This is a genomic window from Roseateles sp. P5_E4 (assembly GCF_054049255.1).
Map to the genome: position 1 here is coordinate 163,410 of NZ_JBFUMS010000012.1, position 17,036 is coordinate 180,445.

Sequence of the window (17,036 nt, forward strand, 5' to 3'; positions counted from 1 at the left end):
CGCGCCTGCTGATAATCGCCCGTCTTTCCTCAGGTTCCTTCAGCGCCCATGCCCCGTTTCGACAGCCCCCGCCTGCTTGCCGATATTGGCGGCACCTATGCCCGTTTCGCGCTGGAAATCGGCCCGGGTGAGTTCACGCAGATGGCCTCGCTGCGCTGCGCCGACCACGCCGACTTCCACGCCGCCGTGCGCGCCTATCTGCAAGGCCTGAGCTGGCAGGACGGCGGCGCACAGCAAATCGCGCATGCGGCCATCGCCATCGCCAACCCGGTCGAAGGCGATCGGGTGCGCATGACCAACTACCACTGGCAGTTCTCCATCGACGAGATGCGCCAGCGCCTGAGCCTGGACACCCTCGTCGTCGTCAACGACTTCACCGCCCTGGCCATGGCCCTGCCCCGGCTGGCCGAAGTGGATGTGCACCAGGTCGGCGGCGGCCAGGCGCGCCGGCCCAGCGTCATCGGCCTGCTGGGCGCGGGTACGGGCCTGGGCGTGTCGGGGCTGATCCCGGCCGGGGAAGGCTGGATTGCGCTCGGCACTGAGGGCGGCCACGTCAACTTCGGCCCGCGTGATGAGCGCGAGATGGACATCCTGAAGTTCGCCTGGAAGACGCTCGACCACGTCTCCTATGAGCGCCTGATCTCCGGCCCCGGCCTGGAGCTGATCTACAAGGCCCTGGCCGACCGCAACGGCGTGGCCACCGAGCCGCTGCAGGCGCCTGCCATCACCCAACGCGCGCTGGAGGATGGCGACGCGCTGTGCCTGGAAACACTGGAAGTCTTCTGCGGCCTGCTTGGCACCTGCGCGGCCAACCTGGCCGTCACGCTGGGTTCGCTGGGTGGCATCTATATCGGCGGCGGCATCGTGCCGCGCCTGGGCGAGTACTTCGACCGCAGCCCGTTTCGCGAGCGCTTCGAGGACAAGGGGCGCTTCCGCGAGTACGTGTCGGCCATCCCGACCTTCGTCATCACGGCCGAGCACGCCACCTTCAAGGGCGCCTCGGCCATTCTTGAAAACCAGCTGCGCAACCTGCAGGCCTCGCCCGGCTCGGCCATCCTCGGCCAGATCCGCCGCGCCCGCAGCGAGCTGTCACCCGCCGAGCTGCGCGTGGCTGACCTGGTGCTCGCCCAGCCGCGCTCGGTGCTGAACGACCCCATCGCCGAGATTGCCCGCGCCGCCGGTGTCAGCCAGCCGACTGTCATCCGCTTCTGCCGCTCGCTGGGTTGCGAGGGCCTGTCCGACTTCAAGCTGCGCCTGGCTTCCGGCCTGACGGGCACGGTGCCGGTGACGCACACCCAGGTCAACACCAACGACTCCATGCTGGAGCTGGGCGCCAAGGTGCTGGGCAACACCGCCAGCGCCATCCTGCAGGTGCGCAGCCATCTGAACCGCGACACCATCGACCGCGCCATCGACATGCTGCTGTCGGCTCACCGCATCGAGTTCTTCGCCCTCGGCCATTACGGCGTCGTCGCCCAGGACGCGCAGTTCAAATTCCTGCGCTTTGGCATGCCCTGCGGCGCCTACACCGACCCGCGCCTGCAGCTGCTGGCCGCCGATGTGCTGCGCGAGGGCGACGTGGCCGTCGTCATCAGCAGCGGCGGCCGCCTGCCCGAGCTGCTGTCCGTCGTCGAGAAGGCGCAGGAACGCGGCGCCAAGGTCGTGGCCATCACGGCCAGCCAGAGCCCGCTGGCCAAGAAGGCAGATGCGACGCTGATCGTCGACCACATCGAGGACATCGCCACCCACCTGCCGATGGTCAGCCGCATCCTGCACCTGCTGGTCATCGACATCCTCGCCGTGGGCGTGGCGATGCGCCGCAGCCCCGACAGCATCGCCGCGCTGACCGTCGGCGGCGAGGACGACGACGGCAAGACTGCACGCGGCGCCAGCACGGCGGCCCCCGGAGTGAGCATGGCCTCGCCGCTGGCCCGGCTGACCTCGCACAGCCGCTGAGTGCACGGCTTGAAGTACTCAAGCCCTGACCCCACATGACTTTTGCCAAGCGGCGCTTCACTCACGACGATGTGTGAAGTGGGGCCGCCAGGCTCCGTTCAACTGCTACGCTAGCCGACCCATCACGCCAATGCCGGCCGGAAGGGGCGAATAAGACCCCATCGTCCTGGGAGGGACATGAAAGCTTCTTTTCTGAAACGCTGGCGCGTGCGCCTGATCGTCATCGCCGTGCTCGCTGCCGCTGGCGCCGCCTGGTGGTTCACTCGCACACCGCCCCCGCCTCCCCCTCCGCCCAGCGGCGTCGTCGCCCTGGCTGACGTGACCCAGACCGTGCAGGCCGCCGGCGTGCTTCAGGCCAAGACCCGCGTCGACGTCGGCGCCCAGGTCAGCGGCCAGGTCCAGACCATCCACATCGAGCTGGGCCAGCAAGTCAAGAAGGGCGACCTGCTCGTCAGCCTCGACCCCGAGCTGGCGCGCAGCGACGTGGCGCAAGCCGAAGCCGCCGTGGCCCAGGCCAGCGCGTCTATCGACAGCCGCCGCGTCGACGCCGAAGCCGCCCGCCGCGAACTCAAGCGCCAGCAGCGCCTGCTGGCTGGCCAGGCCACCTCGGGCAACGAAGCCGAGAAGGCCGAGATCGACATCGCCAAGATCGAAGCCGATCTGCGTGGCCAGGCCGCCAACCTCACGCGCCTGCAGGCCGAGCTGGACAAGAAGAAGGTCAGCCTCTCCTACACGCGCATCACCGCGCCCATGAATGGCACCGTCGTCAACCTGCCCGTGCAGGTGGGCCAGACGCTGATCTCGGTGCAGATCACGCCCGTCATCCTGACGCTGGCCGATCTGGACACCATCACCGTGCGCACCAAGGTGCCCGAGGCCGACATCCAGGCCATCAAGGTCGGCCAGACGGCGCGCTTCACCACGCTGTCGGGCGAAGGCAAGCGCTACGAGGGCAAGGTGCGCGTCATCCAGCCCGTGCCGGAGCGCGCGGGCAATGCGGTGTTCTACAACGTGCTGTTCGAGGTGGACAACCGCGAGCGGGCGCTGTTCAGCGACATGACGGTGCAGGTCGACATCGAGACGGGCTCGGCCAGGCAGGTGCTGGCCATGCCCATCGTCGCGCTGGGTGAACGCGGCAAGGACGGGCGCTTCACGGTGCAGGTGCTGGACGCAGCCAACAAGCAGACGCCGCGGCAGGTCAAGGTGGGCTTGCAGGATGGCGCCAAGGTGCAGGTGCTGGATGGCCTGAAGGCCGGCGAGAAGGTGCTGCTGGCGCCGCCGAGTGCGGCGGATGCGGCCTCCGCTCCCGCCAGCGCAGCGTCCACCTGACATGGCTCTCATCGAGCTGAAGGACGTCGCCCGGCACTACCAGCTGGGCGAGATCGACGTTCCCGCCCTCGACGGCGTCAGCCTCAACATCGAGGCCGGCGAATTCGTCGCCATCATGGGTCAGTCCGGCTCCGGCAAGAGCACGCTGATGAACGTGCTCGGTTGCCTGGACAACCCCACGCGCGGCAGCTTCGTCATCGACGGCCAGGACGCCAGCACCCTCGGCCCCGACGAGCTCGCCGCCCTGCGCCGCGAACGCTTCGGCTTCATCTTCCAGCGCTACCACCTGCTGCCCCACCTGGACGCGCGCGCCAACGCCGCCCTGCCCGCCGTCTATGCGGGCGTCGGCACCGGCGCGCGCGGCGGGCGGGCTCGGGCGCTGCTGGAGCGGCTGGGCCTGGGTGACCGCCTGCACCACCGGCCCAATGAGCTCTCCGGCGGCCAGCAGCAGCGCGTGTCCATCGCCCGGGCGCTGATGAACGGTGGCCAGATCATCCTGGCCGACGAACCCACCGGCGCGCTGGACTCGGCCTCCGGCGCCGAGATGCTGCGCCTGCTCGAAGAGCTGAACCAGCGCGGCCACACCATCATCCTCGTCACCCACGACGCAGCCGTGGCGGCTCATGCGCGGCGCGTCATCGAGCTGAAGGACGGCAAGGTCGTTGCCGACAACGGCACGCCGGCCGGCCACATCGCGCCCACCGAACTGCCCAGCGATGCGCCACCGGTGAAGGAAGGCGGCCGCCTGCGCCGCCTGCAGGTGCAATGGCGCGAGGCCGTCGCCACAGCCCTGCTGGCGCTCAAGGGCAACCGGCTGCGCACGGCCCTGTCCATGCTGGGCATCAGCATCGGCATCGCCTCCGTCGTCAGCATCGTCGCGCTGACCACCGCCGCACGGGACTCCATCGAGACCGACCTCAGCAGCCTGATCTCCGGCCGCATCCCCGTCTGGCGCGGCAACCCCGCCCTGCCACCCGGGGCCGTGCCCCAGCCCTTCCGGCCACACGAGATCGACTCGCTACGCGCGCTCAATGGCGTCAAGAGCATCACGCTGAACCGCCAGATGCAGCTGACCGCGCGACACCAGTCGCGCGACGCGATGCTGGAGGCCATCGGTGGCGACACGGCCACGCTGAAGGCACGCAAGCTCAAGCTCGTGCAGGGCCGCTACCTCAGCGCGATGGACTTCGAGACGCGCAGCCAGGTCGTCGTCCTCGACGAAAAATCGCGCGACGCGCTGTTCAAGAAAGGCGAGTCGCCACTGGGCCAGCTCGTCTTCGTCAACCCCGGCATGGCGCCTGACGCCCAGGCCGCCCAGCAACCGGGTGCGCCACCACCGCCCACCGCCGCCCTGCCCTTCACCGTCGTCGGCGTCGTCGCCCCTGAGGGCGGCGCCTTCAGCTTTGGCAGCTGGCTGGGCCAGCTCTACATCCCGCACACCACCTTCTCGCGCAAGCTGGACGCGCGCGCCGACGTCGACAACTTCGACGTGCTGCTGGACCTGACCGTGCCGCCCCAGCAGGTGCGCGAGCAGATCATCCACCGCCTCAAGGCCCTGCACGGCCGCGAGGACTTCGGCACCTGGAACGGCGAAGAGGAGTTCCGCAAGTTCCAGAGCGTGACCAGCGCGATGGCGGCGCTGTTCGCTGGCGTCGCGGCCATCTCGCTGCTGGTGGGCGGCGTGGGCGTCATGAACATCATGCTGGTGTCAGTGTCCGAGCGCACCCGCGAGATCGGCATCCGCATGGCCGTTGGCGCGCGCCAGGGCGATGTGCGGCTGCAGTTCCTCATCGAGGCCGTCGTGCTGTGCATCCTGGGCGGCCTTGTGGGTGTCTGCCTGAGCTGGCTGGCGGCCCAGGCCGTCAACGCGGCCCAGCAGCATCTGCATGTGGTCATCAGCTGGGCGGCACTCGGCGTGGCCTTTGCGGTGTCCAGCGGCGTAGGCCTGGTGTTTGGCACGCTGCCCGCGCGCCGTGCGGCGGCTCTCAGCCCGGTCGACGCGCTGGCACGGGAGTAGAAAAGATGAAAACAAGACTGACCTCGATCGCCCTGGCTGCGCTGCTGCTGGCCGGCTGCGCCGTCGGCCCCGCGGCCAAGGCACCTGACGTACCGGTGCCCACGGCCTGGAGCCTGGGCAGCGGCGACGCGGCGCCCGACTGGGCCGGCCTGCTGGACCCCCAGCTCGCCGCGCTGCAGGCCCGCGCACTGGAAGCCAACCGTGACATCGCCCGCGCCGCGCTGAGCTGGAAGCAAGCGCAACTGCTGGCCGAGCAGAGCGCGCTGCGCTGGTCTCCGAGCGCCAGCCTGTCGGCCAATGCCAGCCGCCCGATCGAGACGCAGAGCAGCACGCGCAACGTCGAGGTCGGCGGCGTGACGATTCCCGTAACGACCTCGACCGGCTGGAGCCGCAGCTACGGCGCGTCCATCGGCGTCGGCTACGAACTCGACCTGTGGGACCGCCTGGCCCAGAGCACGGCCGCCCAGCGCGCCAATGCCGAGGCCACCCGCACCGACATCGACGCCGCCCGCCTGTCCATCCGCAGCCAGGTGGCCGAGGCCTACTGGACGCTGGCCGCCATCCGCGCACAAAAGCCGCTGGCCGAGACCCAGCTCGCGCTGACCCGCGAGACGCTGGAGCTGACGCGATCCCGCGTTCGTGAAGGCAAGCTGCTGCCGATCGAGGTCGACAAGATTGCCGTCAACCTGCAGGCCGCCGAGTCGCGCCTGGCCGACCTCGCCGCCGACGCGCAACTGCAGCGCCAGATCCTCGCGTTGCTGCTCGACGAGCCCCTGCCCGGCCCCTCGCCCGAGGCTGCGCTGCCGGCGGGTGAGCCGCCACGCTGGCGCCTGGCCGAGCCCGCCGAGGTGCTCGCGCGCCGCCCGGATGTGCAGAAGGCCCGCTTCGGTGTGGATGCGTCCCTGGCCCGGCTGCGCGTCAGCGAGGCCGACCGCTACCCGCGCCTGTCCTTCTCGGCGGGGCTCAGTACGGGCGGCAGCCATGCACGCGACTGGTTGTCGCAGCCGCTGGCGTCTCTCGGCACCAATCTCATCGTGCCGATGATCGACTGGCAGCGCCTGGCCCTGCAGCGCGACGGCGCCCGCACAGAGCTCGATGCCGCCGCGCTCGCCCTGCGCGACACACTGCAACGCGCGCTGGCCGACATCGAGACCCAGCGCATCGAGGCCGAGCGCGTGGCCCAGCAGCTTGCCGCCAACGAAGGCCGGCTGCGCGAGGCGACCGAGAACGAGCGCCTGGCCGCGCTGCGCTACGAGGTAGGCGCCGTGGCCCGTGCCGACTGGCTGCAGACGCGCAGCGCCGTGCTCGACGCCGAGCAGGGACGCATCCGCCTGCGGCTGCAGCAATGGGTCAGGCAGGCGGCGCTGTTCAAGTCGCTCGGCGGGGCATGAGCCCAGACAGGCTCAAGGTCCTGTTCATCTGCAGCCGCAACCAGTGGCGCAGCCCAACGGCCGAGCAGGTGTTCCGCCGCCACCCGGCCCTGCACGTGCGCTCGGCCGGCACCAGCGCCAGCGCGCGCAAGCAGGTCAGCGCTGCCGACCTCGAGTGGGCCGACGTCATCCTCGTCATGGAAAGCAAGCACCGGTCGCGCCTCATGCAGGACCACGCCGCATCGCTGGCGGGCAAGGAACTGCATGTGCTGGACATCCCGGACGACTACCGCTTCATGGACCCCGAACTGGTCGAACTGTTGCAGACAGCTGTGCCCCCGCTGCTTCGGCTAGGCTGACGGCATGCGTTCTACCTTCTCCTCTTTTCTGCAGCGGCGCGCGGCCCTCGCACTGATCGCCGCGGCACTGACCGCGCCCGTTATCGCCGCCACGCCTGTCCAGGGCTTCAAGGTCGTCAAGAGCTACCCGCACGACGGCCAGGCCTTCACGCAAGGCCTGTTCTTCCACGACGGCTTCCTGTTCGAAGGCACCGGTCTGCGTGGGCGCTCCAGCATCCGCAAGGTCGAGATCGAGACCGGCAAGGTGGTGCAGCAGGTGGACCTGCCGGCCGAAGTCTTCGGCGAAGGCATCTCGCAATGGGGTGACCGCCTCATCGGCATCACCTGGACGGAGCAGACCGCCTATGTGCTCGACCTCAAGACCTTCAAGCTGTGGCGCAAGTTCAACTACCCCGGCGAGGGCTGGGGCCTGACGCACAACGACCGCGAGCTGGTCATGAGCGACGGCAGCCCCGAGCTGCGCTTCCTCGACCCGCTGACCTTCAAGGAACTGCGCCGCGTGCGCGTGACGGCCGACGGCAAGCCCGTCGACCAGCTCAACGAGCTCGAGTGGGTGGACGGCGAGGTGTTGGCCAACATCTGGCAGACCGACCGCATCGCCCGCATCGACCCCAAGACCGGCCGCGTGACCGGCTGGATCGACCTGGGTGGCCTGCTGCCTGACAACCTGCGCAGCAGCCCGGACGCCGTACTCAACGGCATTGCCTACGACGCCAAGACCAAGCGGCTGTTCGTGACCGGCAAGCTGTGGCCGAAGCTGTTTGAGATTCAGCTCACGAAGAAGTAGTTCAGCGGCACACCTCTGTGCCGAAGTCGAACACGATCTCCCAGCCGCCGACGGGTTTGCGGCGCCATACCGACTGGAAGCGCGCCGTCACCTTGCCATCGGGATCCAGCACTGGCCCGGTGGTGCGCGCCAGGTCGCCGCTGGGCAGCACCAGCACCAGGTCGGGTGACCAGCTGAAGGGCGGCTTGGGCGAAGTCAGCAGGCCGTTCCAGGCCGTCATGACTGCGTCGGGACCGTGCAGCGGCGCCTTGCCCATCCAGATAGTGTCGGGCGCCAGCATGCGCCGGAACCCCGCCACGTCACGTGCTGCGAAGGCCGCGGCAAAGGCGGTCTCGGCGGCGCGAGCCTCTTCGACCCGCCTGGCGATTTCGTCGGCTGACGGCCAGCCTGGTTCCGACGCGGCCGAAGCAGCGGCAGGCAGCGTGGCGGCGGCAAGCAGGGCATGGCGGCGGGTGGTCATCGGCTTCTCCGTTTGCTGGAAGCCACGAGCATGCCTCGCGGGCCACGCCCTGCCTCAAGTCACCCAGCGCGTTTGCGGTCTTGCTCGTGTTGCTCGGCACCCGGGGTCGGCAGCAACCACGGCTCGCCCCTCTTCGTCACCCGCTCCCCGGTAGACGCGGGCCGGATCCAGAAGTGCTGGCCGGTCCGCCGAGCGTGAGCTGGCGCTGCCGCTCACGCCGCCTGGCGCTTGCACGTGAAAAAACCGTTCAGCGTGAGGCGGCCTTGAAGCGCGTCGGAGCTCAGCAGCGTGGGCTGATCCACGTCAGGCGAATGAAAAAGGGAGCCGTCGTAGAAGATGGCGCGGTTCCAGACCGCGAGGACTTTGGCCACACGCGCGAAATGCGCGTTGTCGCCTTTCATGTAGCCCGGCTCTAACCCGTAGCGCGCACTGAAAGTCGGGCCGTCCAGCTTGAAACTGTCCTCCAGCACGCGGTCGATCTCTTGCGGGTCCCGCAGTGGGCGATAGAAGCTGGTCCCCCCCAGCGCGGGGTCATGAAACAAATACAGCACACTGGCTGCGCACAACAAACTTCGGTCGACGAGCACAACGTCGCGGTGGCATAGCCAAAGCCGGTGATCAAGCGCCTCGGGAGGCGTGTTCAGCAATGACAGCCGCGCCTCTTGATGCAGCGTGCGACGACCACCGAGCGGCGCGCGCGCATGCTTCGCGAAGAAATCGGCCATCCGCTCGCCCAGCACCTTTGGCGCGTCGAGCACCAAGCCCGGATAAGGAAAGTGCGTCGGCGGCCGGAAAGCTTGCGAGGCCGCCCATTGGCGCACGCCCTCCGGATTGGCCAGGGCGTTGTCCACCACCACGCAGTGGCTGCCATGCGGCAGAGGCACGACCCGCACGCTCGGCTCGGGATGAAAAAAACGACCCTCGGCGTCCAGCCACTCTGTCAACACGGCGCTCCTCTCCAACCTGTCTTGTGTTCGTTCATCCTGGAAACCGCGGCGGGCTCGTCCGAAGGGCTGCGATGGCGAGGTGCGCAGTTCTGCCCGAAAGGAAGGAGCTACGCGGCCGGCGTACTGGCAGCGTTGTCTTTCGACTGGTGAATATGGCGGTGAGCCCACACGGCTGACGGCCCGTCAACTGCGGTGCCCAGAATGATAGGTGAGGCCAGCGCTGGCGCCGGTCGTCCAGCCTGCAGGGGTCGCCCGTCAGCCTTCCAATTCTCAGAACGCAGCAATCCCCGTGATCGCCCGCCCCAGGATCAACGCATGGATGTCATGCGTGCCCTCATAGGTGTTCACCACCTCCAGGTTCACCAGGTGGCGGGCGATGCCGAACTCGTCGGAGATGCCGTTGCCACCGAGCATGTCGCGCGCCATGCGGGCGATGTCCAGGCTCTTGCCGCAGCTGTTGCGCTTCATGATGGAGGTGATCTCCACCGCCGCCGTGCCCTCGTCCTTCATGCGACCCAGGCGCAGGCAGCCTTGCAGGCCCAGCGTGATCTCGGTCTGCATGTCGGCCAGCTTCTTCTGCACCAACTGGTTGGCCGCCAGCGGCTTGCCGAACTGCTTGCGGTCCATCGTGTATTGGCGGGCCGTGTGCCAGCAGTCCTCGGCGGCGCCGAGCGCACCCCAGGCGATGCCGTAGCGCGCGCTGTTCAGGCAAGTGAAGGGGCCCTTCAGGCCGCGCACCTCGGGGAAGGCGTTCTCCTCGGGGCAGAACACCCCGTCCATGACGATCTCGCCGGTGATGGAAGCGCGCAGGCCCACCTTGCCGTGGATGGCCGGGGCGCTCAGGCCCTTGGCGCCCTTCTCCAGCACGAAGCCGCGAATCTGGCCACCGTCGTCCTTGGCCCACACGACGAAGACGTCGGCGATGGGGCTGTTGGTGATCCACATCTTGCTGCCGGTCAGCTCGTAGCCGCCGTCGACCTTGCGGGCGCGCGTGACCATGGAGCCGGGGTCGGAGCCGTGGTTGGGCTCGGTCAGGCCGAAGCAGCCGATCCACTCGCCGCTGGCCAGCTTGGGCAGGTACTTCTGCTTGGTGGCCTCGTTGCCGAACTCGTTGATGGGCACCATGACGAGCGACGACTGCACGCTCATCATCGAGCGGTAGCCCGAGTCGACACGCTCCACCTCGCGGGCGATCAGGCCGTAGCTGACGTAATTCAGGCCGGCGCCACCGTACTCGGCAGGGATGGTCGGGCCCAGCAGTCCCAGCTCGCCCATCTCGCGAAAGATGCTCGCATCGGTCTTCTCGTTACGGAAGGCCTCGAGCACGCGCGGCTTGAGGCGATCGGTGCAATAGGCCGCGGCGGCGTCGCGCACCATGCGTTCATCGTCGGTGAGCTGCTCGTTCAGCAGCAGCGGGTCGTCCCAGTGAAAGCTTGCCTTGGTGGCCATGGTGCGCGTCCTAATGAGCAACGCCCGGCAAAAGCGCCGGGCGCGAATGGCAGAAGTATTGCGCCGCGACCCGATTCGTGTCCAATTCAAGAAACGACTTCGACGATTCGCAATGCCTATTGCCAAGACAACGGACACCGTTACCCGCTCCTTGGAGTTCCGCCACCTGCGCTACTTCATCGCCCTGGCCGAGGAGCTGCACTACGGCCGCGCCGCCCAGCGCCTGGCCATCTCGCAGCCGCCGCTGTCGGTCGCCATCCAGCAGCTGGAGGCCAGCGTCGGCGCCCGCCTGTTCGACCGCGACAGCAAGGGCGTGCGCCTCACGCCCGCGGGCGACGCCTTCCGCACCAGCGCGCAAGCCCTGCTGGACCGCGCCGAAGACGCCTGCGCCCTCGCCCGCGAGGTGCAGGCCGGCGAGGTGGGACGGCTCAGACTGGGCTTTGTCGGCTCCACGCTGTTCAACGGCCTGTCCGCGTGGCTGCAGGCCTTCCAGGCCAGCCACCCCAAGGTCGAGGTGATCGTCATCGAGCTGAACTCGCAGGACCAGATCGAGGCGCTGCTGGGGCAGGAGCTGGATCTCGGCCTCGTCCACACCGACCGCCTGCCCCCCGCCCTCGCCTCGCAGCCCCTCTACAGCGAACCCTTCCTCGCCTGCCTGCCCGCCAACCACCCGGGCGCCAAGCTGAAGAAGATTCCGTTGGCGACGCTGAGCGACCAGCCCTTCATCCTCTTCTCCCGCAAGGGCTCACCCGACTACCACGCCCGCATCGTCGAGATCTGCCGCCAGCACGGCTTCTACCCGCGGCTGCAGCACGAGGGACGGCACTGGCTGTCGGTCGTGTCGCTGGTGGCGCAGGGCATGGGCATCAGCATCGTGCCGGCCGCCTTCCAGCGCGCGGGCGTGCAGGGCGCGGTGTTCCGGCCGTTGGCCGAAGCCATCGAGGCGTCTGCGGTGTTTGCGGCGTGGCGCAAGGATGCCGAGGCGGTGCTGCGGGAAAGCTTCCTGGCCGCACGGCCGGCGGGCTGACCGGCCGCTGTGCAACTTTTCATCGTTGCCATCCCGCAATCCGTCGCAACGCGGCGGCGCCGCCGGCCTCGGCTCAGCAAGATGCCGGCTTCGTTCGACTGATCCGACAACTTTTTTCATGACCCGCTCCCGCTTTTGCGCCCGATTCGGCGCCGCCTTGCTCTCCCTCCTGCTCGCCCCGCTGACCGGCGCGCATGCTGAACCCACCCGCGGCGAATGGGCCGGCCTGATCGAGGTGGCCGGCCGCCCCTCCTTCTGGCGCCTGCGCACCGAACTCGTCGACAACCAGCCGCGCCTGGCCTACGCCATGCCTGGCGGCGGCGTGAACGCCGGTGGCGATTGGCAGCCGCTGCCCGGCGCAACGATGGGCGATGGCCGCATCGGCTTCACGCTGCCGGCCGCAATGGGCAGTGGCTCCTGCACGGCCCGGCGTGAGGGCGACGCACTGCTTTCAGTGGCGACCGACAACTGCCGCCTGTCGATGGTGCAGGTCGCGTCGCCGCCACAGCCCACCATCACACCCGGCCTGTACCGGCTGCGTGACGGCCGGCTCGTGTCGGTCGGTTCGTTCACCGATTTCCCGCAGCCGACCGTCATCGAGTTCGGCACCGGCCGCTGGGCTTTCCTGTTCGAGCGCGGCGCGGGCGAGGCCACCGCGGGGCCATCGCTTCAATCTCCGTGGCCGGTGCGCCTGACGCTCAAGCGCCTGCCCGCGCAAGGCCAGGCCGAGCGGCTGCTGTGGAGCGAGAACGGCGCCGCGCCGCAGATTGGCGAGCGGGTGGACATCGTCGAGCGCCCGATGCGCTGGACCAACGGGGCGCTGAGCCTGGGTGGCACCTTGATGCTGCCGCCCACACCCGGCCCGCATGCCGCCGTCGTGCTGTCGCCGATGTCCACCGACGCACCGCGCGAGGCCTACCGCCAGCAGGCCGAGTTCTTCGTCAGCCAGGGCCTGGCCGCCCTCATCTACGACAAGCGCGGCGTCGGCGAGTCCAAGGGCGACGTGCGCGAAACCGGCCTCACCGACCTGGCCGACGACGCAGTCGCGGCCGTCCGGCTGCTCAAGCAGACGCCGGGCGTCGACCCGCAGCGCATCGGCGTCTGGGGCCATTCCCAGGGCGGCTGGGTCGCCCCGATCGCGGCAGCGCGCAGCAGCGACGTCGCCTTCGTCATCGCCCAGTCCGGGCCGTCGGTCACCGCGGCCGAACAGGAGATCTACCGCGTCGAGACCAGTGCCCGCAACGAAGGCCTGAGCGCTGCCGAAGTGGCCGAAGCGGCCGATTACGAGCGCCGCCTGATGCACTGGGTGAAGACCGGCGAAGGCCGCGAGTGGCTGCAGGACGCGGCGCGCACCAAGCTCGACGCGCGCTGGGCCCACCTCGTGGAGTTCCACGAGAAGCTGCCCGACCTACCGAGCCGGCGCGCCCAGACTTTCTGGTACTTCGACCCCATGCCGTCCTACGCCCAGGTCAAGGTGCCCATGCTCGCCGTCTTCGGCGACCGCGACGCCTTCGTGCCGGTCGAGCGCAGCGTGGCGCTGCTGCGCCAGGCCCTCGCGCAAGCCGGCAACCGCGACCACCAGATCACCCTCCTCGACCACGCCGCCCACGGCCTGTGGGCGACCGACCTCGACAGCGGCCACAAGGCGGCCACGACGACGGGCTTTCACGCCGACTACTTTCCCACGCTGGTGCGCTGGCTGAAGGCGCACGGGCTGACAGGGCAAGGGACCGACAAGCGCTGACCGCCTGATCGCTCCAAGCGCACGCTCGCATACGACGGCGAAGCGGAGCCGGCCCGACGACTTGTTTCACATCAGCGGGTAAGCCCGATGGTCGAACTAATTGTTCGCGGCTCGAATTTATTTGCCCATGACAACGCTGCCATTCACAAGGTAGCGGTCATGGGCGATGACCCTTTCAACCATAACGGAGACATATGAAATCAATCCACCGCGCGTTGGGCGCTGCCGCCTTTGTCGTCATGTCCCTCGCCTCCCCGGGCGCGCAGGCCGCCACCTGGGGGGCCTCCTCGCCCGCCACGTCATCCTGCTCGGCCCCCAACCTGTTCGCCAGCTGGAACTACGGCAGCTACAACTTCAACAACGACGTCTGGGGCCCGTGCGGCGGCGCCGCCGTCGGCCCGCAGACCATTTGGGTCAACTCGAATGCCGACTGGGGTGTCTGGTCCGACCAGCCCAACACCGGCGGGATCAAGTCCTATCCGCACATCGGCTACGCGGTCAACCGCACCATCAGCTCGCTGTCGCAGCTGTCGTCCACCATCGCCGCCACCACGCCGGCCGGCGGCGCCTGGTCATCGACCTTCGACGTCTGGGTGGGCAACAACGCCCACGAGATCATGCTGTGGCTGAACTACACCGGCACCGCGGCCGGCTGCGGCAACGTCAAACCCATCTCCTACAACTGGAACGCGCAAGGCTGCGCCATCCCCGTCTACACCAACGTGAACGTGGGCGGCGCCACCTGGAACGTCTACCGCGGCAACAACGGCGCCAACATGGTCTATTCCTTCCTGCGCACCTCCAAGACGAACAACACGACCATCGACGTGCTGGGCATCCTCAACTACCTGAGGAACCTCGGATGGATGGCCGACCTGGTCGTGGGTGACGTGCAGTACGGCTTCGAGATCACGTCGTCGTCGGGCGGCATGAACTTCGGGTCGAGGAACTTCTCCGTCACCGTGAGGTAGCCGCGGCAAAGCGCGGCCAGCACGGCCGCGCTTACATCCCCGTACACCTGGGCGTGCTCGCTGCGACGCACTTGTTTCAACATGGCCGCCGGCACTTCGGCCGGCGCCCTGTTGAAGAAGAACAAATGCAAAGCGACCCGATCAAAAAGAGCATCGGCGGGCTCGTCCTGCTGGCCACGGCCGTCGGCCTGACGGCCTGTGGCGGCGGTGGTGGCAGCCCCCTGCCGCCGCCAGCCCCATCGCCCGCTCCCACGCCCTCTCCTGCGCCGCCGCCACCTCCGCCGGCCCCTGCTCCGGCTCCCACGCCTTCCCCCGCACCCGGCGCCGCGCCGCAGATCGGCGGCTGCGATGTCTTCCCCGCCACGGCCGTGTTCAACACGCGCATCGACGACGCGCAGCGCTTCCCCGTGCACGCCAGCAGCGCGGCGTGGATCACCAGCATCGGCGCGACGAGGTCATTTCATCCCGACTGGGGCACCAGCGAAAACCAGCAGCAGCCGGCCGACTACTACGGCATTCCGTACAACGTGGTGGACGGCAGCACCGCCGCCACGGCCACCAGCAGCTGGCCGACGGTGGCCTTCAATCCCACCGACCCACGCGCCGGCAGCGGCGACGGCGCGCCCGACGAGAGCGACTGCGGCGCACCCGTGGGCGGCGGCTACAGCCTCGTGCGCGACTGCACGACGCTGACCGCGCCCAACCGCCGCTTCCCCTTCCCGCGCGACGACCTGCTCAAGGCCGAGGGCGGCGCCTGCAATGACGCCCAGCAATGCGGTGACCGCCATGTGCTGGTGGTCGAGCAAGGCAGTTGCCGACTGTGGGAAAGCTACGCCAGCTACAAGGTCAACGCGCAGTGGTACAGCTACTCGACGGCTGCGTGGGACCTGAAGAGCAACGCCATGCGACCCGACACCTGGACCTCGGGCGACGCCGCCGGCCTGCCCATGCTGCCGCTGCTGGCGCGGGCAAACGAAGCCAGCGCGGGCGAGATCCGCCATGCCTTGCGCGTCACGCTGCGCGACAGCGTGCTGGCCCGCAGCCACGTCTGGCCGGCGCGCCATCACGCCGGCGGCGAGACGGCCGGCGGCGTGCCCTTTGGCGCCGTGCTGCGCCTGAAGGCCAGCTTCTTACCGCCAGCCTCCTGGAGCGCCCAGGCCAAGGCCGTCGCGGTGGCGATGCAGCGCTATGGCCTCTACGTCGCCGACATCGGCTCCGACCTGTACGTGCAGGGCGAGCCCAGTGCGCAGTGGCAAGACGCGACGATCTCGAACTTGAAGTCGCTGCGGGCGTCGGACTTTGAGTTCGTGGACATGGGAGCGATCACGGGTGATAGCCGGTTCAGCGGGGATTCATTCCAGGCGAGTTGGTAGTCATCCCCCTCGGTCTGCAGAGGCCGACCGGCGCCTGACGCACCACACGGCCGCTAACGCCGCCAGCACAAGGGCCGCGCTTGCGGGTTCAGGGTTGGTGCGGTGCTCGGGCGACTCCGCGATGGCGGCAAAGATCGTGCCGCTGCGCACGTTGCCCGTGACCGGGCTGAGGTACTGAACGGTCAGGGCGCCCGCCAACTCGCCGAGGCGTGCGCTGGTGGACTTGCCATCCTCCGGATCGATATAGCCAATGTTCGCGGCCTCACCGGCGTCGATGCTTCCGTCGCCGTCGTCGTCGCTCCAGAACAAAGAGGTCAGCGTGACGTAGTGGCCACCGTCGGTGCCGAAGTCGAGCAGCAGCTCGATATCCTGGTTGTGGCTCAACTCGTTCAGCAGGAATTGCGGCGTCGGGTTGGTTTCGTCGATGTTGTCGGGCTTGGCACCGCCCTCAACCGGATCCCAGTCCTTCACTTGCCCGTGGATGACAGTGGTGTTGGGCGCCACCGTGTCGAAGTACTTCTGCTTGCCGTTGATGAAGTTCGTGATGTGAGTGCCCTTCTCACAGCAGGTGTCCATGTAGTTCTTCGCCAGGTCGGCGGCAACCGCAATAAGTTCGGCTTGAGTGGGCTTGGTGCCATCGACTGCCGGGATCAGCTTGGAGCCGTAGATCAGGGAGTACTCGCGCTGCAGGAAGACAAAGGAGTTGACGGCTGCCACCGGCCCGCAGGCCATGTTGGGACAGGGAGCCACATTCTTCTGAGACAGATCACCGAACTTGTCGACGTCCTCATGCTCAAAATGCACCACCGGCACGGGGTCGGCCAGCGCCGGCGTACAGAGCAGGAGGCCTACAAGTGCGGCAAGAAGCCAAGAGCTGCGAACCGCCTGCGAAACGTCGTTCATGCTGCGCTCCCCGCGTGCCGAATCCGGCAACGCCCCGTTTTGCGCCTGCATCGCTGGCCTGTCAACGGCAACAGGCGGTGGTCGCGCCCTGCACATCCTCTACCTGCACGATGAATTGCTCGCGGGCAAACGGGCGCGCACGATGCCCGGTAAGACTTAAAAGTTGAGACCTGACCCCGATCCTCGCCGATCCTCGGCTGACCCCGATCCTCGGATCCTCGCGCACGATGTCGGACAAGACTTAAAACTTAAGACTTGACCCCGCCCCCCGCCCCCGCTGAACCCGACCCGATCCCTTGAGACCACAGGCGATGAGGCGCCATTGCCTGCGCATGATCGACATG

14 protein-coding genes are annotated in these 17,036 nt (G+C 68.4%); 10 read left to right on the forward strand and 4 right to left on the reverse strand.

Features of this window, described 5'->3' with window-relative positions; all coding sequences use genetic code 11:
• Positions 1 to 48 precede the first annotated feature (48 nt).
• The 6 genes from ACXJLH_RS22395 (at position 49) to ACXJLH_RS22420 (ending at position 7,818) form a co-directional block, all read left to right on the forward strand.
• The gene (locus ACXJLH_RS22395) at positions 49 to 1,956 is read left to right on the forward strand and encodes a glucokinase (protein WP_457325220.1); all 1,908 of its coding nucleotides are present in this window, start codon (positions 49 to 51) and stop codon (positions 1,954 to 1,956) included.
• Positions 1,957 to 2,133: 177 nt separating this feature from the next.
• On the forward strand, positions 2,134 to 3,285 hold the full coding sequence (locus ACXJLH_RS22400; protein ID WP_457446350.1) for an efflux RND transporter periplasmic adaptor subunit: 1,152 nt from the start codon (positions 2,134 to 2,136) through the stop codon (positions 3,283 to 3,285).
• A gap of 1 nt (position 3,286) precedes the next feature.
• The gene (locus ACXJLH_RS22405; RefSeq protein WP_457446352.1) at positions 3,287 to 5,302 is read left to right on the forward strand and encodes an ATP-binding cassette domain-containing protein; all 2,016 of its coding nucleotides are present in this window, start codon (positions 3,287 to 3,289) and stop codon (positions 5,300 to 5,302) included.
• Between the two features lie 5 nt (positions 5,303 to 5,307).
• Positions 5,308 to 6,693: a TolC family protein gene (locus tag ACXJLH_RS22410; protein ID WP_457446354.1), complete on the forward strand. Its 1,386-nt coding sequence runs from the start codon at positions 5,308 to 5,310 to the stop codon at positions 6,691 to 6,693.
• Positions 6,690 to 7,031: a low molecular weight protein tyrosine phosphatase family protein gene (locus ACXJLH_RS22415; RefSeq protein WP_457352970.1), complete on the forward strand. Its 342-nt coding sequence runs from the start codon at positions 6,690 to 6,692 to the stop codon at positions 7,029 to 7,031. The genes ACXJLH_RS22410 and ACXJLH_RS22415 overlap by 4 nt, the downstream gene beginning before the upstream one ends.
• A 4-nt stretch (positions 7,032 to 7,035) precedes the next feature.
• Positions 7,036 to 7,818 carry a glutaminyl-peptide cyclotransferase gene (locus tag ACXJLH_RS22420; protein WP_457446356.1) on the forward strand — a complete coding sequence of 261 codons (783 nt, stop codon included), beginning with the start codon at positions 7,036 to 7,038 and terminating at the stop codon, positions 7,816 to 7,818.
• 1 nt (position 7,819) lies between these two features.
• On the opposite strand, the gene ACXJLH_RS22425 is transcribed toward ACXJLH_RS22420, so the two are convergent.
• The 3 genes from ACXJLH_RS22425 to ACXJLH_RS22435 form a co-directional block, all read right to left on the reverse strand.
• Positions 7,820 to 8,278 (reverse strand): YybH family protein, encoded by a 459-nt coding sequence (locus tag ACXJLH_RS22425; RefSeq protein ID WP_457446357.1) that lies wholly within the window; start codon positions 8,276 to 8,278, stop codon positions 7,820 to 7,822.
• 212 nt (positions 8,279 to 8,490) lie between these two features.
• Entirely contained in the window at positions 8,491 to 9,222 is a 732-nt protein-coding gene (locus ACXJLH_RS22430; RefSeq protein ID WP_457392488.1) for a DUF6445 family protein, read from the reverse strand.
• 273 nt (positions 9,223 to 9,495) lie between these two features.
• Complete coding sequence (locus ACXJLH_RS22435) at positions 9,496 to 10,674, reverse strand: acyl-CoA dehydrogenase (protein WP_457446358.1); 1,179 nt, start codon at positions 10,672 to 10,674, stop codon at positions 9,496 to 9,498.
• A 151-nt stretch (positions 10,675 to 10,825) separates the two neighbouring features.
• On the opposite strand from ACXJLH_RS22435, the gene ACXJLH_RS22440 reads away from it, so the two are divergent.
• The 4 genes from ACXJLH_RS22440 (at position 10,826) to ACXJLH_RS22455 (ending at position 15,789) form a co-directional block, all read left to right on the forward strand.
• Positions 10,826 to 11,701 carry a LysR family transcriptional regulator gene (locus ACXJLH_RS22440; RefSeq protein WP_457446429.1) on the forward strand — a complete coding sequence of 292 codons (876 nt, stop codon included), beginning with the start codon at positions 10,826 to 10,828 and terminating at the stop codon, positions 11,699 to 11,701.
• Between the two features lie 118 nt (positions 11,702 to 11,819).
• Complete coding sequence (locus tag ACXJLH_RS22445; protein WP_457446360.1) at positions 11,820 to 13,445, forward strand: alpha/beta hydrolase family protein; 1,626 nt, start codon at positions 11,820 to 11,822, stop codon at positions 13,443 to 13,445.
• A gap of 194 nt (positions 13,446 to 13,639) precedes the next feature.
• Positions 13,640 to 14,416, forward strand: a complete 777-nt coding sequence (locus ACXJLH_RS22450; RefSeq protein WP_457446362.1) for a GH12 family glycosyl hydrolase domain-containing protein — start codon at positions 13,640 to 13,642, stop codon at positions 14,414 to 14,416.
• A 125-nt stretch (positions 14,417 to 14,541) separates the two neighbouring features.
• Entirely contained in the window at positions 14,542 to 15,789 is a 1,248-nt protein-coding gene (locus ACXJLH_RS22455; RefSeq protein ID WP_457446364.1) for a hypothetical protein, read from the forward strand.
• Here the strand turns inward: ACXJLH_RS22455 and ACXJLH_RS22460 are convergent, their stop codons facing one another.
• Positions 15,790 to 16,692, reverse strand: coding sequence for a hypothetical protein (locus tag ACXJLH_RS22460; RefSeq protein WP_457446366.1), 903 nt, complete (start codon positions 16,690 to 16,692; stop codon positions 15,790 to 15,792).
• Positions 16,693 to 17,036: the final 344 nt, after the last annotated feature.